23 protein-coding genes are annotated in these 25,481 nt (G+C 50.0%); 7 read left to right on the forward strand and 16 right to left on the reverse strand.

What is annotated here, in order from left to right; translation table 11 throughout:
- Positions 1 to 125 precede the first annotated feature (125 nt).
- Positions 126 to 1,943, forward strand: a complete 1,818-nt coding sequence (locus ACOJUO_RS13940; RefSeq protein WP_422137276.1) for a WD40 repeat domain-containing protein — start codon at positions 126 to 128, stop codon at positions 1,941 to 1,943.
- Between the two features lie 32 nt (positions 1,944 to 1,975).
- Here ACOJUO_RS13940 and ACOJUO_RS13945 read toward each other — a convergent pair whose 3' ends face one another.
- The 8 genes from ACOJUO_RS13945 to ACOJUO_RS13980 form a co-directional block, all read right to left on the reverse strand.
- Positions 1,976 to 2,533: a hypothetical protein gene (locus tag ACOJUO_RS13945; RefSeq protein WP_422132608.1), complete on the reverse strand. Its 558-nt coding sequence runs from the start codon at positions 2,531 to 2,533 to the stop codon at positions 1,976 to 1,978.
- 66 nt (positions 2,534 to 2,599) lie between these two features.
- Entirely contained in the window at positions 2,600 to 3,943 is a 1,344-nt protein-coding gene (gene astB, locus ACOJUO_RS13950; RefSeq protein ID WP_422137277.1) for an N-succinylarginine dihydrolase, read from the reverse strand.
- Positions 3,944 to 3,976: 33 nt separating this feature from the next.
- Positions 3,977 to 5,443, reverse strand: a complete 1,467-nt coding sequence (astD, locus tag ACOJUO_RS13955) for a succinylglutamate-semialdehyde dehydrogenase (RefSeq protein ID WP_422137278.1) — start codon at positions 5,441 to 5,443, stop codon at positions 3,977 to 3,979.
- A gap of 48 nt (positions 5,444 to 5,491) precedes the next feature.
- The gene (astA, locus tag ACOJUO_RS13960; protein ID WP_422132614.1) at positions 5,492 to 6,529 is read right to left on the reverse strand and encodes an arginine N-succinyltransferase; all 1,038 of its coding nucleotides are present in this window, start codon (positions 6,527 to 6,529) and stop codon (positions 5,492 to 5,494) included.
- A 114-nt stretch (positions 6,530 to 6,643) separates the two neighbouring features.
- Positions 6,644 to 7,468 carry a DUF1338 domain-containing protein gene (locus ACOJUO_RS13965; RefSeq protein WP_422132615.1) on the reverse strand — a complete coding sequence of 275 codons (825 nt, stop codon included), beginning with the start codon at positions 7,466 to 7,468 and terminating at the stop codon, positions 6,644 to 6,646.
- Positions 7,469 to 7,504: 36 nt separating this feature from the next.
- Positions 7,505 to 8,536, reverse strand: a complete 1,032-nt coding sequence (locus tag ACOJUO_RS13970) for an arginine N-succinyltransferase (protein WP_422137279.1) — start codon at positions 8,534 to 8,536, stop codon at positions 7,505 to 7,507.
- Positions 8,533 to 9,795 carry a hydrolase gene (locus ACOJUO_RS13975; protein WP_422137280.1) on the reverse strand — a complete coding sequence of 421 codons (1,263 nt, stop codon included), beginning with the start codon at positions 9,793 to 9,795 and terminating at the stop codon, positions 8,533 to 8,535. Before ACOJUO_RS13975 ends, ACOJUO_RS13970 begins: the two co-directional genes overlap by 4 nt.
- 109 nt (positions 9,796 to 9,904) lie before the next feature.
- A complete protein-coding gene (locus tag ACOJUO_RS13980) occupies positions 9,905 to 11,119 on the reverse strand; it encodes an aspartate aminotransferase family protein (protein ID WP_422132618.1) in 1,215 nt (404 codons plus the stop codon).
- A gap of 269 nt (positions 11,120 to 11,388) precedes the next feature.
- On the opposite strand from ACOJUO_RS13980, the gene ACOJUO_RS13985 reads away from it, so the two are divergent.
- Positions 11,389 to 12,081: a class I SAM-dependent methyltransferase gene (locus ACOJUO_RS13985; RefSeq protein WP_422132619.1), complete on the forward strand. Its 693-nt coding sequence runs from the start codon at positions 11,389 to 11,391 to the stop codon at positions 12,079 to 12,081.
- 197 nt (positions 12,082 to 12,278) lie between these two features.
- Positions 12,279 to 13,178: a GlxA family transcriptional regulator gene (locus ACOJUO_RS13990; RefSeq protein WP_422137281.1), complete on the forward strand. Its 900-nt coding sequence runs from the start codon at positions 12,279 to 12,281 to the stop codon at positions 13,176 to 13,178.
- Positions 13,179 to 13,220: 42 nt separating this feature from the next.
- Here ACOJUO_RS13990 and nagA read toward each other — a convergent pair whose 3' ends face one another.
- The 3 genes from nagA to ACOJUO_RS14005 all read right to left on the reverse strand — a co-directional run bounded on the left by nagA (position 13,221) and on the right by ACOJUO_RS14005 (position 16,121).
- The gene (gene nagA / locus ACOJUO_RS13995; protein ID WP_422137282.1) at positions 13,221 to 14,375 is read right to left on the reverse strand and encodes an N-acetylglucosamine-6-phosphate deacetylase; all 1,155 of its coding nucleotides are present in this window, start codon (positions 14,373 to 14,375) and stop codon (positions 13,221 to 13,223) included.
- 123 nt (positions 14,376 to 14,498) lie between these two features.
- Positions 14,499 to 15,155, reverse strand: a complete 657-nt coding sequence (locus ACOJUO_RS14000; RefSeq protein WP_422137283.1) for a hypothetical protein — start codon at positions 15,153 to 15,155, stop codon at positions 14,499 to 14,501.
- Between the two features lie 111 nt (positions 15,156 to 15,266).
- Entirely contained in the window at positions 15,267 to 16,121 is an 855-nt protein-coding gene (locus tag ACOJUO_RS14005; protein ID WP_422137284.1) for a 6-carboxytetrahydropterin synthase, read from the reverse strand.
- 205 nt (positions 16,122 to 16,326) lie between these two features.
- Here ACOJUO_RS14005 and bioA point away from each other — a divergent pair, with 205 nt between their 5' ends.
- The 4 genes from bioA (at position 16,327) to ACOJUO_RS14025 (ending at position 19,607) form a co-directional block, all read left to right on the forward strand.
- On the forward strand, positions 16,327 to 17,613 hold the full coding sequence (gene bioA, locus ACOJUO_RS14010; protein ID WP_422137285.1) for an adenosylmethionine--8-amino-7-oxononanoate transaminase: 1,287 nt from the start codon (positions 16,327 to 16,329) through the stop codon (positions 17,611 to 17,613).
- 226 nt (positions 17,614 to 17,839) lie between these two features.
- Positions 17,840 to 18,088, forward strand: coding sequence for a hypothetical protein (locus tag ACOJUO_RS14015; RefSeq protein ID WP_422132625.1), 249 nt, complete (start codon positions 17,840 to 17,842; stop codon positions 18,086 to 18,088).
- 200 nt (positions 18,089 to 18,288) lie between these two features.
- Positions 18,289 to 18,933, forward strand: a complete 645-nt coding sequence (locus ACOJUO_RS14020; protein ID WP_422132626.1) for an MBL fold metallo-hydrolase — start codon at positions 18,289 to 18,291, stop codon at positions 18,931 to 18,933.
- 11 nt (positions 18,934 to 18,944) lie between these two features.
- On the forward strand, positions 18,945 to 19,607 hold the full coding sequence (locus tag ACOJUO_RS14025; RefSeq protein WP_422132627.1) for an OmpA family protein: 663 nt from the start codon (positions 18,945 to 18,947) through the stop codon (positions 19,605 to 19,607).
- 87 nt (positions 19,608 to 19,694) lie between these two features.
- On the opposite strand, the gene ACOJUO_RS14030 is transcribed toward ACOJUO_RS14025, so the two are convergent.
- The 5 genes from ACOJUO_RS14030 to hemJ form a co-directional block, all read right to left on the reverse strand.
- Positions 19,695 to 19,979: a GDCCVxC domain-containing (seleno)protein gene (locus ACOJUO_RS14030; RefSeq protein WP_422137076.1), complete on the reverse strand. Its 285-nt coding sequence runs from the start codon at positions 19,977 to 19,979 to the stop codon at positions 19,695 to 19,697.
- 259 nt (positions 19,980 to 20,238) lie between these two features.
- Positions 20,239 to 22,335: a phosphate acetyltransferase gene (gene pta / locus ACOJUO_RS14035; RefSeq protein ID WP_422132628.1), complete on the reverse strand. Its 2,097-nt coding sequence runs from the start codon at positions 22,333 to 22,335 to the stop codon at positions 20,239 to 20,241.
- A 66-nt stretch (positions 22,336 to 22,401) separates the two neighbouring features.
- Entirely contained in the window at positions 22,402 to 23,589 is a 1,188-nt protein-coding gene (locus tag ACOJUO_RS14040; RefSeq protein ID WP_422132629.1) for an acetate kinase, read from the reverse strand.
- Positions 23,590 to 24,003: 414 nt separating this feature from the next.
- Positions 24,004 to 24,831 carry a DUF805 domain-containing protein gene (locus ACOJUO_RS14045; RefSeq protein ID WP_422137286.1) on the reverse strand — a complete coding sequence of 276 codons (828 nt, stop codon included), beginning with the start codon at positions 24,829 to 24,831 and terminating at the stop codon, positions 24,004 to 24,006.
- Positions 24,832 to 24,927: 96 nt separating this feature from the next.
- On the reverse strand, positions 24,928 to 25,350 hold the full coding sequence (gene hemJ / locus ACOJUO_RS14050) for a protoporphyrinogen oxidase HemJ (RefSeq protein WP_422132631.1): 423 nt from the start codon (positions 25,348 to 25,350) through the stop codon (positions 24,928 to 24,930).
- Positions 25,351 to 25,481 lie beyond the last annotated feature (131 nt).

The raw sequence follows: 25,481 nt of genomic DNA on the forward strand, positions 1-25,481 counted from the left end.
TAGTTTCACTTAACACCCTGTTATGAACTTTTACTTTAAAACAGAATCCAACCCTTAGTTTCAATTTTGGATGTTCTTCCTGATTGAAGATAAACACAAACTATTAAACTAAGGAGTGACCAAGCATGGACTCAATATATAACAGCTCAAACACCGGCGTTTCATATTTACCAGAACCTGATGAACCTGAATCGAAGCGAGCAAAAACCGGTGTCAGTGAGGGTAGGGAAATTACTGCCTTTGAGAATGGTAAACCTCCTCTACTCAATGCTTCCCGCTCGACACAATTAAATATTATTGGCCGTCCGTGGCTTAAAGATATTGCCCGTTTGAAACAGTCATGTACCCACTTTCGAGAGCTTATTAAAAAAGAAGATGTCCTGGCAAAGGAATGGTATCGACGTTTTTCTCCAGCTCAACAGTCTCTGATGAAGACAGTTATCAAGGCAAGAAGTGATGAGCAACTCAGAGGTTGGGTGGGGCAATTTACGAATAATCAGGCGTTAATCGAGTCACTTGTTGGGCGTCGAGAAGAGGAATGTTTTCCTGCTCTGTTCTTTTTCAACAACACTGATTTGATGTCGAAGTGCAGAACATTCAATGTCGATAAAAAAGTCACTATTTCCCATGACTCCTTATACAGTCTAGCGACTTTCAGTAAAGATGGTCTCCACGTGGTGACTGGCAGTGACGATGACACGGCTAAAATCTATGGCATGGAGTCCGATGGATCATGGAAAGAAAAAGCTACCATTCTCCATGATGAAGGCATCGAATCGGCTACCTTTAGCGACGATGGTCGCCACCTGGTGACCATCGGTAATGATGACATGGTGAAAATCTGTAGCCGTAATGACGATGGTTCATGGGAAGAGAAGGCTGCCATTTTCCATGATACCTGCGTTGAGTCGGCCACCTTCAGTGCCGATGGCTGCTATTTGGTCATTGCCAGTGATGATGGCACGGCAAAAATCTATGGTTATGAGGACGATGGATCATGGAAAGCAAAAGCTTCCATTTTTCATGATGGATGCGTTAATTCAGCCACTTTCAGCGCCAATAGCTCTCATTTAGTGACCGCCAGTGACGATCACACAGTGAAGATCTACAGCAAGATGGGCGATGGACTATGGGTGGAAAAAGCCACAATCGATCATGATGACTCTGTCAGCTCAGCTACCTTCAGCCCCGATAGCACCCACGTGGTGACCGCAAGTTGTGATGGCACGGCAAAAATATACGGCCAGAAGGAGGGGGGAACCTGGGAAGAAGAAGCGAAAATTTACCATGTTGATGATGTCGATTCAGCTACCTTCAGCGCTGATAGCAGCCATCTGTTGACCGTCAGCAATTGTACGGTGAAAATCTATGGCCATGAGGATGACGGGCCATGGAAAGAAAAAGCCATTATTTTACATAAGAAAGTAGTCAACTCAGCCACCTTCAGCGCTGATTGCAATCATTTGGTGACCGCCAGTGTTGATGGCAAGGCGAAAATCTACGGCCAGGAGGAGGACGGAAAATGGGAGAAAAAAACCACCATTCACCATAAGGACGGAGTCAATTCAGCCAGCTTTAGCGCCGATGGCCTCTACCTGGTGACCGCCAGTAACGATGGAAAGGTGAAAATTTATGGCCATGACAATGATGGAGTATGGGAAAAATTAGCCACCTTTTCCCACAAGGCAAGGGTCAACTCAGCCACCTTCGGTCCCGATGGCTGTCATCTGATAACTGCCAGCAGAGATTCAACGTCGAAAATTATTGGCCTGAGTGCTGATGGATTATGGGTAGAAAAAGCCACAATTTCCCATGGGATGTGGGGGGTCGAATCAGCCACCTTCAGTACCGACTGCGGCCACGTGCTTACCAACGCCTGCGGTAGTTATGAAAGCAGCTATAACAAGGTGAAAATTATTGAACTACGGAAAATGAATAATTGATTACTTGCCTTCATTCTCCAATATCCTAGACGTTACTTCAAATTGCCCAGCATTCTGGCTATGGCCGCTTCGGCTCTGGCCAGTCGTGTTTCATTGCTCAGTCCGGGAACTATTGTGCCCTGGGCAACCCCTTTCCACAGGGCGTCGCCGGTATTGGCCCGAATCAGAGCAATGGCTATGGTCAGTTTTTCCTGACCCGGCTCAGTGACCAGTCCCGGCGTTGTGCCAAAGAATTGAATCAGTTCTGCGTCGGAGACGATGGAATCGGAAGCAATGCCATAGCGAACAATCAATGAATTCTGAGGGATCTGGTCAGGATCGATAGTCATTTTCGCTGACAGCTGTTTGGCTATCTCGAATTCTATTGTTTGATAAGCACTCTCGCGGCTGGGGAACATCGGGTCCGCTTCTTCGGGGATAATGGGCTCGAACATCAGACCATCAAAATCGGCTAAAGAGAATCGATGCAGAGGCGAAGAAGTAATCGACAGGGGGGCGACCTGGGGATTTTTCTGAGGAGCTGTCAGGCTCACGCAACCTGTAAGGACTATGGAAATAAGCGCCACCATGGCAAGCGACATTGTTCTCATTTTTTTCTCCCATGAAATGGATGAGCTGATTCTATCTCTTGCGGAGATAAAATCAGCTCCGGGCCTTTACACCTGTTGGAACTGATAAATAGACCCCAGTTTCAGAAGGCCGGTTAACTCATCCAGTGCTGTGCGAGACTCAATCAGAAGTTCAGGATCGGCAAGATCGGCTTCAGTCAGCCTGTCGCGGTAATGCTTTTCAACCCAGTGGCAGAGTGTTACATAGAGAGTGTCGTTTATCAGGCAGGCCTGGTTGGTGGCAGCCAGTTCCTCAGAAGTCAGCACAACTCTCAGGCGCAGGCAGGCAGGTCCACCACCATTATTCATACTTTGACGCAGGTCGAACACTTTGATGTTATTGATGGGATTATCGGATGCAACCAGCCCTTCCAGATAGGTTGCAACCTGTCGATCGCTCTGGCAATCAGAGGGAACAACAATAGTCATATCACGATCGGAAGTGCTGAGCAGCTGACTGTTGAACAGGTAACTTTTCACTGCCGTTTCCACTCTGATCTGACTTTCAGGCACTTCGATAATGCAGAAGTCATCCCGGCCATAGGCATTTTTCAGGTCGTTATAGACTTGAGCCTGGTTCAGGAAAGCTTTCTCGTGACAGAACAGGACGTTGCGATTCCCCACAGCAATAACATCATTATGGAAAACTCCCTGATCAATGACTTCGGGGTTTTGTTGTGCAAATACAGTACGACTGGTATTGAGTTGATGGATGCGGGCAACAGCCTGTGAGGCTTCCAGACTCTGTCGAGCCGGAAACTTTGTCGGAGCTGGCCGGGCGTCATCAAAGCTGTAACGGCCATAAACAAAGAACTCTACCCCTTCGTCTCCATAGTTCTGACAGAAACGGGTATGGTTGGCTGCACCCTCATCACCGAAGTGAGAGCTACTGACAAGTGCAGGATGATGCGTAAAATGTTCCTCGCTGGAGAAAACGGCTTTTAGAATTCTGCCTGTTATCTCATGCTCAATGGAGCGGTGAAACTTGCTGCACAGGTTTGCAGGTGTAAAGTGCACGGTGCCAGAGGTTGTATCGGCGCTGGGTGATACAGTAGCGGCATTAGCGGTCCACATGGTGGATGCAGAACTGCATGCGGCAAGAATTTTGGGCACCTGTCGTGAGGCTTCGGCAAGCACTTGTTCATCACTGCCGCTAAAACCAAGCTTGCGCAGGGTATAAACGTCTGGTCTTTCCTGGGGTGCCAGCACTCCCTGTACTAAACCCATGTCGTGCAATGCCTTCATTTTCGCCAGACCCTGTAAAGCAGCCTGTTTGGGATTGGAAGGCGCTGACTGATGATGGGTTGAGGCGATATTGCCCAGAGACAGGCCGGCATAGTTATGGGTTGGACCTACCAGGCCATCAAAATTGGCTTCAACAGTTTTATTCATATCTCTTCTATTCCGATCTCGGAGCCAGCGTTATTAAAGCTTTAAACCCGGGGCCAGTTTTTCCGGGAGTGACAAGCTCTCAGCTTCCACACTGGCTACCGGGTAAGCACAGTAATCAGCGGCAAAGTAGGCACTGGGGCGGTGGTTACCACTGTCGCCAATACCACCAAATGGCGCAGCACTGCTGGCTCCGGTGATGGGCTTGTTCCAGTTGACGATTCCGGCCCGGGAGCGGTGCAGGAACTGTTCATAGTCTTGACGACTGTCACTGAAAATGCCTGCGGAGAGTCCATAGCGGGTGTTATTGGCCTGTTCAATGGCTTCGTCGAACTGGTCGTAACGAATTACCTGCAACAGAGGGCCAAAGTATTCTTCATCAGGCAGCTCTTTAATGGCGGTAACATCAATAATGCCGGGTGACAGTAAACCGGTGCCTTTCTTCAATTTTTGGCTCGTCAGCAGTGATTGACCACCCAGCTGCTGCAGGTGTGTCTGAGCTTGAAGAATAGCGTCCGCCGCCGCTTCTGAAATAACGGCTCCCATGAAGGGCTGGTCTTCATCATTCCATTGACCCACTTTGATGTTGCCAGCGGCTTCGACCAGCTGATCAATAAAACTATTACCCCATTCTGAGGCAGGAACGAACAAGCGCCTGGAGCAAGTACAGCGCTGACCGGCAGTAATAAATGCTGACTGAATAGCGTCGTGTATCGCTGCTTTGTGGTCTTTAACTTCAGTAATAATTAATGGATTATTGCCACCCATCTCAAGAGCCAGAATTTTGCCTGGCTGGCCACCAAACTGCTGGTGGATCAGTCTTCCGGTATTGGAGCTGCCGGTGAAGAACAGACCGTCAATGCCTTTGTGCCTGGCCAGAGCCATACCCGTTTCTTTTTCGCCCTGAACCATGTTCAACACGCCTTCCGGCAGCCCGGCCTGCTGCCAGAGTTTGATGGTTTCTTCCGCAGTAGCCGGGGTCAGTTCGCTGGGTTTGAAGACAACCGTATTGCCCGCCAGCAGGGCCGGAACAATGTGCCCATTGGGCAAGTGTCCCGGAAAATTGTAGGGGCCAAAAACCGCGACGACACCATGAGGCTTGTGTCGTATAAAAGCGCGGGCTCCGGGCATGGTGTTTTCTGTCGTTCCGGTGCGCTCATTACAGGCTTTGATAGAAATTTCAATCTTGCCTTTCATGGCCGCTGCTTCAGTTCTGGATTCCCAGAGGGGTTTACCCGTCTCCATGGCAATGGTTCTGGCCAGCAAGTCAGCATTTTCTTCAACCTGTGCGGCAAACTTGCGCACCCGTTTAATGCGGTCTTCCAGAGTGCGTGCAGCCCATTCCGGCTGGACTTTTCGGGCTGCTGAAATGGCCTGATCAACCTGGGAGGGTTGAGCAGCAGAACCACTCCAGATGATTTCACCACTGGCTGGATTCAGGGAATGAAATGTCTGCCCCTCACCCTGAAGCCATTGTCCTTTTATAAATAGAGAACCTTTCATAATGTAACTCCGTTAGTGAGCCATGGGCTGTTTATCAATAACTGCTTCTTAGCGATGACTTCGCTGTGGGTTGAAAAGTGGCACGACTCTGAGTTCATCGCCGTCCCCTACATTCAGTGCCTGAGCTTGTTTCTGGCTGATGTTGACGAACTCCAGTCCTTCAAAAGACAATTGCCCGGCGATGCAGCGAAAGTCACGGAAGTGACTATTGGCCATCAGCCAGACCGTTTCATCGGTATCCAGGTGGTTATGGACTTTGATCCGGTAGCGACGGGAATCCCTGATTGCCCGGATGTCTTTAACCTGAGTTTCCAGCACCGGGCCACCATCAAAAATGTCGATATAACCGGTGTATCGGAACCCTTCGCCCTCCAGTAGTTTTCTGGCCGGTACGGTATCCTCATGAGTCTGGCCAATGACACTTTGGGCTTTTGCCGGTAACAGGTTGCTATAAATCGGGTTGCGTGGCATCAGCTCGGCGATAAAGGATTTACCACGGGCGACCTGTTGATCAGCCTCGACAAAGTCCACGGCAAAGAATTGTCTGCCCAGGGCTTCCCAAAAAGGAGATTCACCCTCTTCATCGGAAAAACCACGAAGCTCAGCAATGACGCTTTCGTCAAAGCGAGGCTCATGAGCGGCCATGAAAAGAAAGCGGCATTTGGACAACAGGTGTCCATTACTGGATTTGCGGTATTGCGGTGTCAGGAACAGAGTGCAAAGTTCTGAGTGACCTGTGTAGTCACTACAAAGTGTCAGGGTCTTGATACGGGTATAGACATCCAGTTCTCTGGAGGCATGTACCTGAGTGTTGACCTTATAGTTGTACCAGGGATCTTTAAGGCCCACAGCGGACTCAATGCCGCAGACACCAACGACCTCTGCTGTTTCCATGTCTTCCATGACGAACAGGTAGTAAGCTTCTTCCAGAGGTTTTTCAGCCCTGAAGGAGTTGACTGCCCATTCGAGCTTTTTCTGAACCATCTCAGGGTCAGGTTGCAGGGACGAGAAACCCACGCCGGTTATCTGGGCAATCTGCCAGAGTGCGTCGTGATCCTGTTCGGTGATGGGTCTGATTATCATCATAAGAAAACGTCACTGAATAGTTGTTGTTTTTGATTATATTGAGCTGAACAGAGCAGCCTGAGAAAAAATCTGCACTGCCGCTTTTGCCTTCTTCAATAACTGAACAACTCCAGATTATTGGGTTGACCGGGTATCAGTACTTGCAAAAATTTTGTCAGCAGAAGCGGCTACAAACCCCTGATAGAGTTTGCCGTCGGGCAGAGGGTAGCGCTTGGCAAACTCATAAAAGCAGCCGGGGATTTCCCGGTCACCATCGGAGAAGCTGACGTTGACTTTACCGGCCATAGTGGATGACTGCTCCAGAAGCACTTCGGGAGAGCCTTTCACCAGACCGCCGCTTTCATTCAGTATGAAACCATTGTCCTGCAGCATCTGGTTCAGAACCTGGATGTCATCATGGGATTGCAGGTGATTAATGGAGACAGTGAAGTGGTTGGGACGGTATCCGAGGGCTGCCACCCAGGCAGCGTATTCACTTTCCTGTAATAGCAGGTCATAGTCTTGCTGACTGACCGTCCAGGGTCGTCCTGAAAAACAGAAATCATCCTGAAGAACAGACGTTTCAGTGACCTGGTTGACCAGGCTGTGGATAACTTGCTGAGCTTCAATGGACAGCGCCTCAACCAGCAGCTCACTGATAAATACTTTTGGCAGGGTGTCGTCGGGATGCTGGAAGTGTTTGGCTACCAGTTTTCTGCCGGGAAACTCATAGTCGCCGCCGGCAACATAACCTGCATCGAGAAAAGGGCGTGCTACTTTTTCGAGGCTAACCCTGTCCAGATTGTACGTTCGCAATGCAATGTGATCATTGATCACTAAGCCATCATTTTGAGCAGCAAAGAGGTTATGGATTGTCCGGGCGTCAGGGGTCAGTTCCAGATAATTCTGCCACATGGCTTCCAGAAGGGTTTTGATCGTGTTTGTTTTGGCTTCTGTCATTGCCTGTATCCTCTAACTTTATAAGTCCAAGGTCTTTTAATAGCTAACTGCCACTCTGACGGGGTCTCCGTCATTCAGTTGCAGCAGGTCTGTTTCTTTCTGTTTCAGGGTGGGGGCTTGAGGGTTGAAAGCCGTGCTGATGCATCGAAAAGATCGGGCCGATGTATTGGCTACAAGATAGTCGTCGTTTTGTGTATAAACTGTTTCTCGTTCAGCCGATGTTGTGGATAGATCCGGTTGATGGATCTGGCTGTCACGGAGAGTGGTTAGCCGGTCGGTTCCTGCTTCCAGAGTGGGGCCAGCATCAAAAATATCCACATACCCCTGATAGCTGAAGCCTTCCCGTTCAAGAATGTTAAACACCGGCTCCCGGTCGGGTCTGGGTTCACCAATGACTGCTCTTGCCTGCTTCGGCAGCAGGCGTGTGTAAATCGGATAACGGGGCATCAGGTCAGCAATAAAGTTCTTTTCCTCAAGGCCGGTCAGATAATTGGCTTTGGACATCGCCATTGGGAAAAAGTGAGCGCCCAGACTGTTCCAGAACGCTGAGTGATTGTTTTCATCAACAACGCCCTGAATTTCTGCCAGAACACGGTCAGCAAAACGGTCTCTGTGTTCAGCTATGAACAGCAGCCTGGCACGGCTCAGCAACTGAAGGTTAGACCAGCTGTCGTGTTGTTGAGAGATAAAAAGAGTGCAAAGGCTGGTGTAACCCGTGTAGTCCTGACAGAGCTTTAAAACCGTCATCCGGTTGATGGTTTGCAGTGTCTCGGAGGCATGAACTTCTTCGTCGACACGGAAGTTATAGAAAGGCGCCGAAAGACCTGTCGTGGCAATAATGCCAGATATGCCAAGAATCTCCCCCGTCCCCTGATCTTCCAGAACAAAGTGGTAGCTTTCTTCTCCGGCATCTTCAACGTCCTGACCGAGGGAGTCCCGGGTTTTGCAGATCAATTCTGCCAGATGATCACGATTTGCAGGCAGGGTGGTCATTGAGCCTCTGGCGCTGTTGGCCAGTGTTTCCAGAGCACTGAGGTCTTGATAATCAACAGGTCTGACGACTTTCATGGTCGGAACTCTTTGTTTTTCAGCCAGGCGTTTCCGGTACCCAGGGCTTCATTACGGGCCAGGGTCAGTAGCAGGGCTGCACTCAATTTGGCTCTGGGTATCAGGCTGCTGATTTTCAGGTACTCCTGTTCACTGTGGATATGCCCACCCTGAACACCCAGAGTATCAATATTGGGAATGCCGGCTGAGGCCAGGTTGTTGCCGTCGCAGCAGCCGCCGGTTGGCTTTACATCAAGAGTCAGCCCCAGGGCATGACCACACTGTCTGGCCAGCTCAAACAGTTGCTGATTGGCCGGAGTGAGTACCTTGGGCTTTCTGCTAAAGCCACCGTGAAGTTCCAGACGGATACCGTTGCGACTGCTGATCTCATTGACAATCATTTGCAGTTCCTTAAGGCACCACTGCTCATCTTCCGGTCTCTCCAGGCGGATATTGAAACGACTTATGCATTGGTCCGGAACAATATTGGTTGCGCCACCACCGTGAATATAGCCGGGATTAAATGTGACGCCTTCCCGCTTTCCGTTCAGGTCATCCATTGCTGAGACAAAGTCGCACAGGGCACGAATAGCATTTCTTCCCAGATGATGTTCCCTGCCAGCGTGGGCTGCTTTGCCGTAGCAGACAGCAGTGAAGTTTCCGCTGCCCTTGCGTTGACCCGCGAAGCTGCCATCCGGGAAGCAGGGTTCGTAAATCATGCCCAGATCTACACGGCTGGCGGCGTCTTTTATTAACGCAGCAGAACCCGGTGAACCTATTTCTTCATCCGGGTTAAAGAGAATTTCCCAGCCAATTTGATCTGCCCATGGGCTTGCTTCCAGAATTTTGAGTGCATTCAGCATCACAATGATGCCGCCTTTCAAATCGGTGACACCCGGACCATTGATAGTATCTTCATCAAGTTGAATAACCTTCTGGAAAGAGCTGTCTTTTGGGAACACAGTGTCCATATGGCCGCACAGGAAAACCTGCAGGGGCGCCTCGGGGCGCTTACGGATTCTCAGGGCCTTGCCCAATGTGTGTTGAATCACTTCCCCCTGGTCATTAATTACTTCATAAGGTTCCAGGTCAATGACTTCCTGTTTTCCACCCAGAGGTGCAGTCATTTGTCTGAGGCGTTCCATCACCTGATTAACGCCCGTGGCATTGAGACTGCCAGAGTTGATTTCAGCCAGTTCAATGGTGTGTAGAAGCATCTCTGCCTGAAGGCTGTCCAGACGGGTTAGCAGGGATTGTAGCGGGGCAAGAAGGTCGGACATGAAACACCATTTTCAGAGATGTTTTTTGTTGAAATGCACACTAATGCGGCATTCTCTTCTGATTAAAGAGGGGCACCGGCCAGAAGCAAGAGACCGGTGCAGTGGTTAATTATGAATTGACTACCTTGGCAATTGCCCGTTCCAGTGCTGCCATACCTTCACGGATATCTTCATCCGGGATGATCAGTGAGGGGGCCATTCTCAGCACATTCGGGCCAGCAACCAGCATCATCAGACCTTCTTCAGCAGCAGCAGCCAGAAAGTCTTTGGCTTTGCCGTGCCAGTTTTCGGTCAGCTCTGCACCCATCAGCAAACCTTTGCCACGAACTTCGCTGAAGATGCCATAGACTTTGTTAATGCGTTCCAGCTCGCTTCGAAAGAGTTCGTGTTTGCTGCTGACATTGGCCAGAACCTGATCGTTGTGGATCAGGTTGATGGTTTCAAGAGCGACAGCGCAGGCCAGCGGGTTACCGCCATAGGTGCTGCCGTGGCTGCCAAAGCCGAAGCTTTTGGCCACCTCGTCGGTGGTCAGCATGGCAGCTACGGGGAAGCCACCGCCTAGTGATTTGGCTGTGGTCAGAATGTCTGGAATGACACCGGTGGTCATGTAAGCATAAAACTCACCGGAACGGCCTACACCGGTTTGCACTTCATCCAAAACCATCAGAGCTTTGTGTTCATCACATAGTGCTCTTATGCCCTTCAGGAACTCTGGGTCCGCCGGGATTACCCCACCTTCACCCTGGATCGGTTCCAGAACGACCGCACAGGTCTTGTCTGAAATGGCTGCTTTCAGGGCCTCCAGATCGTTGTAGGGTAGATGAGTCACACCGGCGGGGACCGGCGCATAACCTTCACAGTAACTTGGCTGGCCTCCCACTGTTACAGCAAACAGGCTGCGACCGTGGAAGGAGCTTTTGAAGGATATGATTTCATGCTTTTCAGGGCCAACATGATCAAAAGAATACTTTCTGGCCAGTTTGAAGGCTGCTTCGTTGGCTTCGGTGCCCGAGTTACAGAAGAATACTTTATCGGCAAAGGAGATCTCGGTCAGGCGCTGGGCCAGAGCCAGAGCAGGCTCATTGGTGTAAACATTACTCATATGCCAGAGCTTTTCACTCTGTTCCTTGAGAGTCTTTACCAGCCGAGGGTGGCAGTGGCCAAGAGCATTAACGGCAATACCCCCTGCGAAATCGATGTATTCTCGGCCTTCCTGATCCCAGACTCGTGAACCTTTTCCGCGAACGGGAATCATCGCCTGTGGTGCATAGTTAGGCACCATGACTTCATCGAAGGTCGCTCTGTTAACGGAGTATTCGCTCATTTCTTGTCCTCGGTGTACATGGTTTTTATATAGTGAGCGTCTTTCAACAGGGTAGAGACTGAAATGCGCTGCTTCCGATCATGGCTGATTTATCATGAACTTATTTATTGTTTTGGCCGCTTGCCTATCCACTATAGATCAAAGTCGGATCGAACAGTTTACACCAGGCGACCTGAAGTTTTCTCTGAGGATCATTTGCTGAGAAACTTTTTTTCTGAACAGCTCTGCTATTTTTTATCTTCAGGTTCCCATCACAGTGATATGAGGTTATGGAGTACTCAGAAGAGATAGCAAGGGCTTATGCCGAAGAGAAAAACCACCTCGGATTTATGATCCGCAGAGACCTGCCTGGAATCCTGGATAAATACGTTAAAGTGGGAGCCCGGGCGCTGGACTATGGTTGCGGTGCAGGATTGATGATTCCGCTATTAAAAGATGCCGGGTTTGATGTAGAGGGTATGGATATTTCAGACAGTATGCTCCATCAGGCTATAAAGGATCATCAGAACACGGTATTTACCCGCATTCATTCCGCAGCTATTCCTCGTCCCGATGCGTCTTATGATTTGGTGATGTTGTCTTATGTTCTGGTTGAAATAGACTCTTTATCTGAAATGGAGGCGGTGATCCGCGAAGTGAAAAGGGTACTAAAGCCCGATGGTGCGGCGATAGTGATTGTCAGTTCAGAGCAAAAGTTCAAGGGCAACTGGTTGACGATCGATAATGACTTCCCTCAAAACAGGGAGCTTACCAGTGGCTGTCGAGTTAAATGCTCTGTGGCGGATTCGGGGGTGGTCTTTGAAGATTTTTTCTGGACTGATGAGGACTACCGCTCAGTATTCTCTCTGTCGAATTTGAACCTGCTGGCGTTTAGTCAGCCTCTGGGGACGGCAGATGACGGGATGCCGTGGAAGGACGAGCTTCATTCACCTTTGTTCAGTATTTACATTTTGGGGCATTGACTGGCCATTGTCCTGATCTGAGCTGCAAGGCTTATTTCTGTACTGAAAGAAGATGCCTTTAGTTGTTATGATGAATTTTTCAGAGTCTGGCTTCTGTCCATAGAGATATCATCAGGCACGCTTTACGAGTATTTTTTCCCTATGAAGAATAATTCTTTTTTCGGTTCCGGAGATTGCAGCGCAGAAAGGAGCTATGGGTGAGTAAGCCTTGCAAAGTCGGTTTTCTTTTATATCCCGACTTCTCTTTGCTGGGGTTGTCTTCAGCCCTTGAAGTGCTGAGAGCAGTTAATCAGGCGACCGGACAGTGCGTTTATGAGAGTGCTGTCATTGCAGAATCATCGGTCACGAGTAACCTGGGTCTTTCCATTGAGCCCTCTCAGTCGGCGTTGGAATTCATGGATGTGGTGATTCTGGTCGCTTCAAAAACAGGTGTTCAGATTCCTTCTGCCGCATTGTCCGAGGCATCTGTTTTGGGCGGGATTGGCAAAGGCGCCAACCTGTTGGCGAGTGCAGGCCTTCTTGATGGTTATCGTGCTCGACTGGAAGGGGCCGCTGATGCCCTTCAGGAACTCTATCCCCGGGTGGTGTTGAGCCAGACGACTTTTGAACTGGACCGAAACAGAATGACCTGTGGCGCAGGCATGGCTGCTATGGATATGACGCTCTCTTTGGTCGCCCGGGAGCAGGGGGGTTATCTTGCTGCCAGTGTATCAGAATTATTGGTCAGGGATCGTCTTGGTGGGCTGGGGACTTCTTCTTTTGTCGCGCCCCCCGTCAGAAAGCAGCAACCACAGATTGAGGAAGCAACAGAGTTGATGGCTGCCAATATAGAAGAGCCACTGGGTGCCGATGAACTGGCTTCTCTGGTGGGTATTTCCCGTAGACAGTTGGAACGACTGTTTCGAAAATATCTGGATACTGTGCCTTCCAGGCACTACTTGAAGCTCAGGCTTGAGTGCGCCAGAAAGCTGCTCAGGGAGACTGACAGGCCGGTAGTGGATGTGGGGGTTGCTTGTGGCTTCTCTAATGCTTCACATTTCAGCACGGCGTATAAAAACCATTTTGATCTGACGCCCAGGGAAGAGCGGCAATCGTAAGTTAGCCTTCTACAGTAGCCAGCGCACCACCGGAGCAAGATATCAATACAGGCTGAAAACCTGCCTGCCGTCGATAAAAGTCATCAGGACCTCGTGATTTTTGTTCATAACCGCTATGGATGCACGCTTACCGACCTTAATGCTGCCCAGTTCGTCCTGCAGGCCGAGCAAAGTCGCTGGTGTCAGAGAAGCCATGTGAACAGCGCTCAGAGGGTCTACAGCCACTTTTTCGATCATGTTGGCGACGGCACGATTCAGTGTCAGGGTGCTTCCTGCCAGAGCACCCGATTCGGTTCTGGCAACACCGTCTTTGACATGAACTGTCAACAGTCCCAGCTGGTATTCCCCGTCGCTCAATCCACCTGCACAGATGCAATCGGTGATCAAAGCGGTTTTATCAGCCCCTTTGAGACGGTAAACCAGGTCCATCACTATGGGGTCAACATGAACTCCGTCTGCTATCAATTCTGCATAGATATCCCGGTGGTGCAGAACAGCACCGGCGGTACCGGGTTGACGATGATGCAATCCGAGCATCTGGTTAAAAATATGAACGCCGCCCACGGCTCCCGCTGCAAAGGCTTTCTTGCAGACATCGTAAGTAGCGCCTGTGTGTCCAATCATGACGCGGACATTCTTGCTGGTCAGGTATTCAATTGCTTCAATGCCGCCCTCAATTTCAGGGGCCAGAGCCAGTGAGCGAAGGGTGCCACCCGATGCTGCCAGCAACTCGTCGAGTCTTTCTTTTGTGGGCTTCAGGAAGTAGCTGCTTTCATGGGCGCCTTTGAAACGTTCGGAAAAAAATAGGGCTTCACTGTAGGAACCCAGCACTTCTGCACCCTCAACGCCCTGCTCGATACAGTGCTTGACGTTTCTCAGGGCCGCGAGGTTTCTTTCCCAGGTATCAGTAACGGTGGTGGCAAGAAAGCCTACGACACCTTTAGCAGCAATGGTTTTTGAGATGGTGTTAATGGCTTCGCGGCTGGCATCCATGACGTCAAAGCCACCGCTGCCATGAATATGCAGATCAATGAGGCCGGGGACAATTTGACTGTCTCCCAGATCCGTGATCACCGCGCCTTCTTCAGGCACACAGTCAATAGCGGCAATACGGCCGTCCGTTATTTTTAGAAAACTGTCCTGAAGAATGCCTTCTTCAGTGAAGATCTTTTTTGCCTTCAGATAAAAAGTCGTCATGTCTCAGACCTGTCAGCAGGAAAATGACCATGATTGTACCATGACGCTAAACGGGCTCCGTAGGGTTATGATTACCTATGCTCAGGTGAGAATGCTCAGGAGCAGTGAGGTGATCATCGGTTCTCACCGGGGTGAGCTGACCCTGAGGATTTCTTCACGCACTTCGGTGAGTGCTTCCCGAAAGCTGCCATCGTATTGCTGCAATTTTTCGATGACCTCAGGCAGCATGTCCTTTAACATGCGTCCCGGATGTTCAGGCAGGGTTTCTGGCATCTGGCTTAATACCTGGTTCATTCTGCCTTCTGCCTGAATGACGATGGATTTCAGACGTTCAAACTCCAACCCCTGACTCTCCAGACTGACTTTTCTGCCAGAGCGCGACAGCGCCAGCTTATCAAGCATTGCCTGAAGCTTGATGTCGTGGTTTCCCAACATCCCTTCAATGTGCTGAAGGCCAGCCAGGTAGGCTGACGCGCTTGCTTTTCCGACGGGCGCAACAGGGGTTGCTTTGACGGCATCAGAAGCTTCTGTTAAGGCCACTTCTGGCTGTTTACCCTGAGCCATGTCTGCCCTGTAGGGACTGATAGCGGCAATCTGCCCCAGGAGTTCATGGATGACGGCGTAATTGAATTGCAACATCTCTTCCATGTGGCTTTTCAGGTCTTGAAAAGTGAATTTTACTTCTTCTTCAACCTGTTGCTCAGCGGAAAGGCCCAATTCAGGATCTTGTCGAGGGCTTGAGGGGGAAATGGGGCGATTATTGACGTCTTCGATGGCCATAAGAAATCCGTTTCTGTTGATCGATAGATCTAATTTTAGTCCGACTTAAGACAGCTTTGGCTTGAAAGCATAAGTCTGACCCGTCAAAGACGCCTCCTGAATCAGGGGTATTTATTTTTCCGCCACAGCGCCTTTGTTAAATCCTTCAAAAGCCACAACCCGGACTGAGTGATTCGGGGTACGGGCTTTCAGGGTGGTTGCAATGTGTTCTGCCAGAAGTTCCACGGTACTGTCAGTATCAATCAGGTAGCAGCGGTCTTCTGCCAGAGTCAGCTCGAAGTAGCCCTGGTCTGAGGTATAGCCAAAGCGAAAGTGATCCCGCCTGCCTATGGTCACTTTTTCCAGCAGGTCTTCACGGGTGGCGATGTAGATATCTTTCCAGTTTTCGGCCCAGTCTGCTTCGAGCGTCGGGTCGCGCTTTCCGTCCAGGTAGATGTGGATAGGAGAACGGTGGCCATGGGCAATTCGCTGGCAGTCGCCCAGATGTTTTTTCAGGCCGTGGCTGTAGTGGTAGAAAGCACCAGAAAACTGTTCAGGATAAATATCCAGTTCAACACCGATGACATTGTCTGGCAGTTCATCCAGCAAGGTTTTTTCGAGAAAGGGGGTCAGAGCTTCAGGGGTTATTTCCTGAGCATTGACCAGTAAAATTGCAGGGGCGGGAGCCTTGCATTCGATGACATCACCGGTACTGGTCTGCATGTTGACAGAAAGGCATTCTTCGCTCTCTGTTTTGACGGTTATTGCTCCGTGAGAAGCAGGCACAAGCAGGCGGTGGTCGGCAAGAATGTCCAGAGAAGCCTTGATCTGCTTTTTGACATGGCCGAAGTCAAAGACCATGCCCTGTTCATCCAGGTCGCCCCGAAGCACGACATCGACCAGCCAGGTTTCCCCTACAACCCCGCGTTCCGGAGAAAGGTAACTGAAATCAAGTGTGGTGAGTTGATTGACGAACAGTGCGGTCATTGGTTTCTGGTTCTACTGTGATTGAAGAAAACGGGGTGAAGAAAAATAATGAGTTAAAGAGCAATTGTAACTCATTTCTCGAGGCGATTCAGTGCCCGGCTAAATTCTGTGGAATGGATTTTCATTTGGCCGCCCAGTGAATTGTTGCGGGGATTTAGCTTATTATTCATCGCATCCTGAACACCTGAAAACCTTGGAGTCCATTTTGGATCGAACCATCACACAATCTGATCTTGAATTTGATGCCCGGCATATCTGGCACCCTTATGGGACAACACCCAGCCAGTATAAACTGTTTGCCGTTGAAAGTGCTTCAGGGGTCAGGCTCCGCTTGAGTGATGGCAGAGAAGTGATTGACGGGATGTCCTCCTGGTGGTGTACGGTCCACGGCTATAATCATCCGTTTATGAATCAGGCCATTAAGGATCAGGTCGATTCAATGTCCCATGTCATGTTCGGTGGGTTGACCCATAAGCCCGCCATTGAACTGTCTCGCAGACTGGTTGAGTTGACACCCGAACCGATCAAAACCGTATTTTTTGCGGATTCAGGTTCAGTCGCTGTAGAAGTAGCCATCAAGATGGCCATGCAGTATTGGCAATGCAGGGGCGAGATTAACAAGAACAAGTTGCTGACATTTAAAGGCGGATACTTCGGCGATACGACCGGGGGCATGGCGGTCTGTGATCCTGACAATGGTATGCACCATCTGTTTACCGGTATTCTGCCTGAACATCATTTCGTGCCCCGTCCCGGCTGCGGCTTCGATGAGACACTTGAAGACCATCATATAGAACCTTTTCGCTCTGAACTGGAGTCCCTGAATCATCAGGTGGCCGCCGTTATTATTGAGCCTATCGTTCAGGGGGCTGGTGGAATGCATTTCTACTCCCCCGACTTTCTGAGAAAAGTCAGAGCACTCTGTGATGAGCATGAAGTCTTGCTCATTCATGATGAGATTGCCACGGGTTTTGGTCGAACCGGGAAAATGTTTGCCTGTGAACACGCCGATGTTATCCCGGATATCATGTGTGTAGGTAAAGCCCTTACCGGTGGCTATATGACGTTATCAGCTGTGATGTGCACCGAAGAAGTCAGTAAGGCCATCTGTGACACTGGTCCGATCATGCACGGACCTACTTTCATGGCTAATCCTCTGGCTTGTGCAGCCGGTGTGGCGAGCATGGATATTTTATCTTCAGGTGAGTGGGTCAATCAGGTGGCTAACATAGAGAAAAAATTATGGGCTGGTCTCTCTCCCTGTAATGAGCTTGGAGCGGTGGCTAACGTACGGGTTCTGGGAGCTATTGGTGTGGTTGAATTGAGACAGCCGGTGGTGATGTCTGAAATTCAAACCCGTTTCCCAGAACAGGGGGTATGGGTCAGACCTTTCGGTAAACTGGTTTATGTTATGCCACCTTATGTCATTTCAGATGAAGATCTGGATACTCTGTGCAAAGCCATTTGTACGGTTGTTGAGTCCATCCGTTAACGAGCACCGTCTCGCGAGAGTGCGAATCGCAATTAATGGCTGAGCAGGATGCGCTGAGGGATTTGGTGATTGGCGTGCCAGTGCTCAAAAAAGATTCATGGGCTCTGCAGGGGTTGTCTACAATTCTACGTGCTATCCGGCTCGGATAGTCGGTTATAGAGTTCCGGTGGCCCTCGTTCGGGCTTCCGGGCTGGCACTTCCCAAGGCTGCTGCTGGAGGTTTAGTTATGGCTCTCCGTTTTGATCTGCCTGATCTGCTGGAAGACTTTGACGAAGAACAGGGCTCTTGTGACGCAGAACCCTGCTATCCCTACCCGATATTTGGCGGGTTGCCAGAAGAAGTCGTCATGAGGCGGCTGACCGTTTGTAATTCATTGGTCAGGCTGAATCTGCGAGGTGCTCCCGTCAATACGCGGTTGAGTATTTCTTTGAGTCAGGGTCGTGGGCGAATGAAGGTGCTGGTAAGACTTCCCTGAGATTGGAGTTGGAGTTTGGCACACCAGACACTTCGAACGTAAGCTGGCGAATAAGATCCCCCGATATGTGATAATCTCCGCGTCAAAGCCCTGTCAAAGAGTGTCCGTTCAACAGCCACTCTCTTTTCTGAATATCGATCTGGCTTTGCTGAAAACAAAAAGGTTGGAAGAAATCAAATCTTATTCGCAGGTTCCCTAGAATGACCGAGCAATATCCATCACTGATCAAAGAAACATTTCCTGTGGGGCCTTTGCAGTGTAACTGCACCATCATTGGTGACCCCATTACCAGGAAAGCCATCGTCATCGACCCCGGTGGTGATCCTGATGTGATTCTTGCCAAGTTGGAGAGTCACGGACTAAAATCAGTAGCGTTGATTCATACTCATGCTCACTTGGATCACTTCCTGGCTAGCGGTGAAATCAAGAAAAAGACTGGTGCTTCCATTCATCTTCACAAAGAAGATAAGTTCCTCTGGGATAATCTCGAAACTCAGTGTCGTATGTTTGGTGTGCCCTATAACCCTGTTCCAGATCCTGACTTCTGGCTGAATGATGATCAGGAGCTTCCTTGCTGTGGGGGGGTGGCGATGCATACTCCCGGACATACCCCTGGGTCCATGTGTTTCCACTTTGTGAAAGAGAATCTGTTGATCGCTGGAGACACCCTGTTCCGCCGATCAATTGGTAGAACGGATCTTTGGGGTGGTGACTTCAAAGCAATAGAGAAGTCCATTCGTGATCGTCTGTACACTTTGGATGAGGAAACCACTGTAGTTACAGGTCATGGTCCGGATACCTGTATTGGCGAAGAAATCCGGGAAAACAGCATTATTCGCGGTTAGGAGAAGTGAACATGTTAATGCAGCTGAAAAGAATGTCATTGGTCGTTGCCGCCGCTGCGGTCATAGCGGGTTGTCATACGACCAATCCATACACTGGTGAGAAGGAAGTCAGTAAAACCACTGCATACGGTGGCATTGGTGCAGTTACCGGTGCTGTCATTGGCGGTTTGGTCGGTGGCGGCGAAGGGGCTCTGGAGGGCGCTGCGATTGGTGCTGCAGCCGGAGCTGGCTATGGTTATTACACGGACAGGCAGGAAGCAGCGCTCAGAAAAGAGTTGCTGGGAACCGGTGTTCAGGTACAACGGGATGGAGATAACCTCAAGTTAATCATGCCCTCTAACATCACATTTGATACCAATAAGTCAGCGATCAAGTCCAGTTTCTATCCTGTTCTGGGTTCTGTTGCCAAAGTTGTCAAGGAGTTCGACAAGAATCTGGTTGACATAGTTGGCTATACCGACAGCACCGGGACTAACAAGATTAACCTGCCTCTCTCCGAGGATCGGGCCAGGAGTGTGGCGGATTATCTGATATATCAAGGGGTTTCCGGGTCACGCGTTACCTATTCTGGTGCGGGAGCCTCAGATCCTATTGGCAATAACAACACCATGCAGGGTCGTGCGCTGAACAGAAGGGTAGAGATAAATTTGATACCGGATCCCAAACATCAATAAATATTGAAAAGCCAGCCAGTGTGCCGAAACTGTTCTGAGATAAGCGTTCGTCGGCCTCACTGGCTCCTTTACGGGCTGGCAGACAGATTATCCTGCCATCGTTTGGCTCGTCTCATAGTGTGAGGCTTCCGTGGCTGCTTGTTCTTGCTTGGGTATTACTCGATAGCTTCTGCTTTCTTTCTGGCTGGTGGGGCAGGGATGGGAGCCACGAGAACAAAAGATGCAGCAGTCCCCTCTCTGGGGAGTCATCAGGTTTTTACAGCTTCTGCATTCATAGAGATAAACGCAAGCATCCAGTGGCATGGTTTCAGTTTCGGAATGGCCGCAGCAGTTACAGGTAACCGTTGACTTGGTATTAAGATGAAGTTTCATTGTCAATTTCTCTGCTTTTGTTATTTTCTTCAGGGCGTAATAATCCAATGTCGACACAGTTTCTCCTTACTTGAATGATTGTTCATAAATGTTAAGCAAGAAGTGTGACAATTATGTGTTGCCTCGAATGATTAAGAGATTATTCGCGGTCGTGTTCAGGAAGATGTGTAGCAGGATAAACAAACGACAGTGAGATGAGATATTTGATTTGCATAAATGACGGGAGAGACATTTTGTCTCCCCCGAACAAAAGGCAGAGTCAGGCTTTTTCGGCAGCAGCCTGAATAGCGGTGAGGGCAATGGTGTAGACAATATCGTCCACCAGAGCACCGCGGGAGAGGTCGTTGACCGGCTTGTTCAGACCCTGAAGCATTGGACCTACACTGATGACATTGGCACTACGCTGTACAGCTTTGTAGGTAGTATTGCCCGTATTGAGGTCCGGGAATACGAAGACAGTTGCACGACCAGCAACGTCTGAGTCGGGCGCCTTGCTCTTGGCAACAGATTCGACGGACGCAGCGTCGTACTGCAGTGGACCGTCAACCACCAGATCAGGGCGCTTCTCACGAACCAGCTGGGTAGCATCGCGAACACGCTCAACGTCTGCACCAATGCCGGAAGAGCCTGTAGAGTAGCTGATCATCGCGATGCGCGGCTCAATGCCAAAGGCTCTGGCGGAGTCGGCACTCTGAATGGCAATGTTAGCCAAAGCTTCTGCGTCAGGGTTTGGATTAACGGCGCAGTCACCGTACACCAGAACCTGATCAGGCAGCAACATAAAGAAGATGGAAGATACCAGTCCACCGGCGTCTTTTTTCGGCTTGATCAGCTGGAAAGCCGGACGGATGGTGTTGGCCGTAGTGTGGACAGCGCCGGAAACCAGGCCATCCACTTCGTCCGTGGCCAGCATCATGGTACCCAGAACAACGGTATCTTCCAGCTGAGCTTCTGCCATAGGAGCATTCAGGCCTTTATGCTTGCGCAGTTCGACCATGGGCTCAATGTAACGCTGACTGATACTCCTGGGGTCCATAATAATCAGCCCTTCTGGCAGATCAAAACCGTTGTCACGAGCCACCTGTTCAATGACTTCGCGATTACCCAGCAGGATACACTCGGCAATGCCGCGTTCCTGACAGATGATGGCAGCCTGAATGGTTCTTGGCTCATCACCTTCTGGCAGAACAATGCGTTTGCGAGCTGCTTTTGCCTGTTGCACCAGACTGTAGCGAAATGCCGGAGGCGAAAGACGACGCTCTGTCAGACCTCCGCAGTGCTGCTTGAACCAGTTGTTATTAAGATTCTCGGCGATGGTGTTCATCACTTTTTCAATACGCTCCATGTCGTCCAGAGGCAGCTCGTCACTCATGCGATCCAGACGGGTAGCGGTCGTATAAGAGTCATCTTCAGTCATCAGGACTGGCAGACCGGTAGAGAATGCTTTGGCACAGAGCTCCTGAACAGCCTTGGACATTCTGATTCCGCTGGTGAGTAACAATCCGGGCAGGGGAACACCGTTGGAGGCTGCCATAGAGGTTGCCAGAACAATATCATCACGGTCACCGGCAGTAATGATCAGATTACCGGGCTTCAGGTATTGGATCATGTTACTGGGAGTTCTGGCACTCAGTGTGTAGGAATTAACACGACGCTGGGCAATGTCACCTTCGTTAATGACTTCACAACCCAGATGGCGGGCAATGTCCAGAGTGCGGTGTGAACTCAGCTGTGGATCGTAGCTGATGTAACCCAGGGGCAAGAAGCTCTTGCGAGTAAACTCGGGCAAGGGTCTGAATTGTTGATCTTCAGTCAGTTGCTCAACCAGCTCTTTATCCAGTTTGTTCAGGATATAACCGATGACACTGGGGTTTTTGATGCCACCAAAACTGTCGGCAGCAATTTCCAGTTTATCTGCAACATCTTCCAGAGAGTCCTTGCCTTTTTCTGAAACCAGAATAATATCGGCGTTCAATGTTCTGGCCATATCGCTGTTAAGGCGGTTGGCATAAGGCATGTCACGGGTGGGAACCAAGCCTTCGACTACGACCACTTCAGCCCCTTCGGAAGCATCGTCGAATAGAGCGACAATCTCTTCCATAATCTCATCACCTTTATTGTCTCCCAGCAGGTTTTCAACCCTTTGGGTGGTAATCGGTGTCGGTGGCTCATGGTCCATAATACGCTGAGCCAGTCGTGTAGAACGCTCAGGTCCTTTATCCGTCGTATGCAACTGGGCAATGGGCTTAAAGAATTTTACCCTCAGGCCCAGAGTGTCGAGTGCCCGCACCAGACCCAGGGAGACTGAAGTCAGGCCGACTCCATATCGGGTTGGGGCCAGAAAAAACGTACGCATAATGCAGCTCCAGAAATGTTCGCAAGCAAGTCAAACATGGGGTCTTCAGGCAGACCCCAGGTTGAATCAGGCGATCAGGGCCTGAGTGTCACGGGAAATCATTAGCTCTTCGTTGGTGGTCACGACCATTGCAATCGTTGAGCCTTCCTCGGTAATAACACCGCTTCTGCCCCGGAAAGTTTCATCATTGAGCTTGTTGTCTACCTTGAAGCCGAAAATGCTCAGGCGTTCAATAACGTTCTTGCGAATGACGCTGGAGTTCTCTCCGATACCGCCGGTGAATACCAGGGCATCAATCTTACCCATGGCGGCAGCAAAACCCGCTACTTTTTCAGCCAGAACATGGCAGAAAACGTCCAGGGTCAGTTGCGCACGTTCATTGCCTTGAGCTGCAGCGTCTTCAATAACGCGACAGTCGCTGTCCATTTCAGACAGGCCCAGTAGACCGCTCTTCTTATTCAGCAGGTCGGTGGCTTCTTCCAGGGTGTAGCCCAGAGTTTTGTTCAGGAAGTTGAAGAGGTTGGGGTCAACATCACCGGAACGGGTGCCCATAACCAGACCTTCCAGAGGTGTCAGGCCCATAGTGGTATCAATGGACTTGCCATTCTTGATCGCACAGGCAGAGGCTCCGTTACCCAGATGAGCTACCACGAGATTGCTGTCATTGATATCCAGACCCAGCATGTCGGCAGCAGCCTGACCGACATAGCGATAGCTGGTTCCATGAAAGCCGTAACGACGAACACCGTGTTCTTTGTACAGGCTGTATGGAATCGGGTAGAGGTAAGCTTCGGCTGGCATGGTCTGATGGAATGCAGTGTCAAAAACAACAACATTGGGCAGGCCCGGGAAAATTTTCTGGGCGGCACGGATACCTGCAAGGTTGGCTGGGCTATGCAGAGGAGCCAGCTTGGTGCCGTCTTCAATCGCCTGCAGAACCTCATCTGTGACCAGACAGGACTTGGAGAACTTCTCTCCACCGTGAACAACGCGGTGACCAATGGCGGAGATGCCTTCTACCAGACCTTCTTCACGCAGGAGGCCCATGAGTGCTTCCAAAGCTGCTTCGTGTGCAGCCAGTCCGAGCGCCTGAGAGCCTTTCTCGCCCTTGACCTTCCAGCGCAGAACCGCTTCGCTGCTGTCCAGGCGTTCAGCGATGCCGTTGATTTTCTCTTCTTCCGTTGTCGGGTTAATCACTGCGAATTTGAGGGATGAGCTGCCGCAGTTGATGACCAGAATGCTGTCTTTGCTCATTGAAATAGTACCTAGCAGAATACTTGCAATGGGAGGCTGACCGATTGACTCCGGTCAGCCTTCTGAAGGGGTATGTGTCAACAGTAGTTTGACTCTGTGTGCCGAAGCACCCTGAGTTCAATACTGAAGGAACTGTTTGCATCATGGTGGCCCGCAGGACAGATATTCGAAAACCAGGGATGAATAAAAATGCTTTGCAATTCACCAGACGAATATCGGCTCATAATACGGGCAACGTTATAAAAGTTTCGATTATAACCATTGATGCAGGTCAGTGGACTGCGTAAAGATGCGTATTCAGATACTATTTTTGAATGCCTCTATCGGAATTTCTACAGTCCGGGGAAAGGTATTCCGCAGATAGGAAAATCATATCGTTAGAATCTGTTCAGGGCACAAAGGTAATTTAGCCTTTTATCCCGGATACTCAAGCCCCGTCCATTTCTTGGTCGCTTCAGGCAACATCTGAATCCAGGTCACCAGTTGTTCCTGATAGAGATAAGCGCCAGCGACTCCAACAAGCATCAATGAGATGGGAAGATAAATGCCCAGTGCACGTGTCAGATTGGCTGGTGGTAACGGCGGCTCCCCATAGTTGTTTTTTCCTTCTGTGCCCGGCCCGATACTGAGCCAGAAAAGCAGCAGAATATTGACCACTGGAATGACCAGAAACAGCCACAGCCAGCCGCTTCGATCCATATCGTGAAGTCGGGTAATGACCAGATAAAGTGTAAGCATGATTGCCAGACTGTGAATGCCCAGAACCATTGACACAGTCTGCTGAATAGTCAGGGCTGCTCCAATCAGCATTGGTAGATAATCAGGGAGCAGGAAGGCAACAGCTTCTACAGCTACGACCAGCCAACTCATGGCCAGGTAGCGGGTTCGTCCGATGCGTCTTATCAGCCGCAATGGCTCATTACTATTTTGTCGGGGTGCTCTGGACAGCGAGGTCTCGGCAAAGATAGATGAGCTGTTTTCTTCAGTGGGTGGTAATGTTTTTGAGCCATCCAGGGTCATAATCCGGCATTGTCCACCGGCCTTTCTAATGGCTTCTTCGTATTTGCGGGCTTCTTTCCTGGTGACAGGCTTTCGAACCGCGTAGGGCTTGCCTGAAAAAAGGCGGTCAATGCGCTGCGCATCGGCATTGAACAAACGGGCCAGATTATTTTTGACTTCAGCTTCGGAAAAGCCAGGAAGAATCTGCCCTTTGAATATGACTTTATAATCTTTGCGCTTCATAACTGGATCCCCCGAGCTTTGGAAACACCTGTTCGGGGTGTCACCACTCAGGGCGTCTTATCGGCAGATATGCCGGAAACGCAAGGTTGTTAATCCTTAGAAGGGACGGACTACAACCAGAATTACAATAGCCACCAGAAGCAGAACCGGCACTTCATTAAAAATACGGTAGAATTTGTCTGACTTAGTGTTGGCATCATTGGCAAACTTTTTCAGGAACGCGCCACACATGTGGTGATAGCCAATCAGCAGAACCACCAATGCCAGCTTGGCGTGCATCCAGCCACTGCTCATATAATAGGACGGGTTGAAACGGAGTAACCAGATACCCAGCACCAGAGTGGCGATCATGGACGGCAGGGCAATCCCACGGTAAAGCTTGCGCTCCATGATCTTGAATCGTTCATTACTGACCTGATCTTCGCTCATGGCGTGATAAACAAAGAGTCTTGGCAGGTAGAAAAGGGCTGCAAACCAACAGACCATGGCGATAATATGAAAGGCTTTAACCCAGAGCATGCGCGAGATCCTTGATTTTTGATTACTGATAGCGGATAGAGAGTAGCGGAAAAGACGCCAGAGTTCGATATCCGGGTGCAAGGGTGAGTGAATTCCTGAGTATTGTAAACCGGCTAGGTTGTGTTATGAAC

The sequence above is a fragment of the Endozoicomonas sp. ALC020 genome (assembly GCF_049275935.1).
Taxonomy (GTDB): domain Bacteria; phylum Pseudomonadota; class Gammaproteobacteria; order Pseudomonadales; family Endozoicomonadaceae; genus Endozoicomonas_A.

Excerpts from the sequence above, each read along its gene's own strand:
- ACOJUO_RS14030 (WP_422137076.1), bottom strand. The coding sequence starts at position 19,979 with ATGAAACTTCATCTTAATACCAAGTCAACGGTTACCTGTAACTGCTGC.
- ACOJUO_RS14025 (WP_422132627.1), top strand. The coding sequence starts at position 18,945 with ATGTTAATGCAGCTGAAAAGAATGTCATTGGTCGTTGCCGCCGCTGCG.
- ACOJUO_RS13985 (WP_422132619.1), top strand. The coding sequence starts at position 11,389 with ATGGAGTACTCAGAAGAGATAGCAAGGGCTTATGCCGAAGAGAAAAAC.
- ACOJUO_RS14005 (WP_422137284.1), bottom strand. The coding sequence starts at position 16,121 with ATGACCGCACTGTTCGTCAATCAACTCACCACACTTGATTTCAGTTAC.
- ACOJUO_RS14040 (WP_422132629.1), bottom strand. The coding sequence starts at position 23,589 with ATGAGCAAAGACAGCATTCTGGTCATCAACTGCGGCAGCTCATCCCTC.
- pta (WP_422132628.1), bottom strand. The coding sequence starts at position 22,335 with ATGCGTACGTTTTTTCTGGCCCCAACCCGATATGGAGTCGGCCTGACT.
- hemJ (WP_422132631.1), bottom strand. The coding sequence starts at position 25,350 with ATGCTCTGGGTTAAAGCCTTTCATATTATCGCCATGGTCTGTTGGTTT.
- ACOJUO_RS13945 (WP_422132608.1), bottom strand. The coding sequence starts at position 2,533 with ATGAGAACAATGTCGCTTGCCATGGTGGCGCTTATTTCCATAGTCCTT.
- nagA (WP_422137282.1), bottom strand. The coding sequence starts at position 14,375 with ATGACGACTTTTTATCTGAAGGCAAAAAAGATCTTCACTGAAGAAGGC.
- ACOJUO_RS13940 (WP_422137276.1), top strand. The coding sequence starts at position 126 with ATGGACTCAATATATAACAGCTCAAACACCGGCGTTTCATATTTACCA.
- ACOJUO_RS13965 (WP_422132615.1), bottom strand. The coding sequence starts at position 7,468 with ATGACAGAAGCCAAAACAAACACGATCAAAACCCTTCTGGAAGCCATG.
- ACOJUO_RS13980 (WP_422132618.1), bottom strand. The coding sequence starts at position 11,119 with ATGAGCGAATACTCCGTTAACAGAGCGACCTTCGATGAAGTCATGGTG.
- ACOJUO_RS14015 (WP_422132625.1), top strand. The coding sequence starts at position 17,840 with ATGGCTCTCCGTTTTGATCTGCCTGATCTGCTGGAAGACTTTGACGAA.
- ACOJUO_RS14045 (WP_422137286.1), bottom strand. The coding sequence starts at position 24,831 with ATGAAGCGCAAAGATTATAAAGTCATATTCAAAGGGCAGATTCTTCCT.
- ACOJUO_RS14000 (WP_422137283.1), bottom strand. The coding sequence starts at position 15,155 with ATGGCCATCGAAGACGTCAATAATCGCCCCATTTCCCCCTCAAGCCCT.
- ACOJUO_RS13970 (WP_422137279.1), bottom strand. The coding sequence starts at position 8,536 with ATGAAAGTCGTCAGACCTGTTGATTATCAAGACCTCAGTGCTCTGGAA.
- ACOJUO_RS13975 (WP_422137280.1), bottom strand. The coding sequence starts at position 9,795 with ATGTCCGACCTTCTTGCCCCGCTACAATCCCTGCTAACCCGTCTGGAC.
- ACOJUO_RS14020 (WP_422132626.1), top strand. The coding sequence starts at position 18,289 with ATGACCGAGCAATATCCATCACTGATCAAAGAAACATTTCCTGTGGGG.
- astA (WP_422132614.1), bottom strand. The coding sequence starts at position 6,529 with ATGATGATAATCAGACCCATCACCGAACAGGATCACGACGCACTCTGG.
- astB (WP_422137277.1), bottom strand. The coding sequence starts at position 3,943 with ATGAATAAAACTGTTGAAGCCAATTTTGATGGCCTGGTAGGTCCAACC.
- astD (WP_422137278.1), bottom strand. The coding sequence starts at position 5,443 with ATGAAAGGTTCTCTATTTATAAAAGGACAATGGCTTCAGGGTGAGGGG.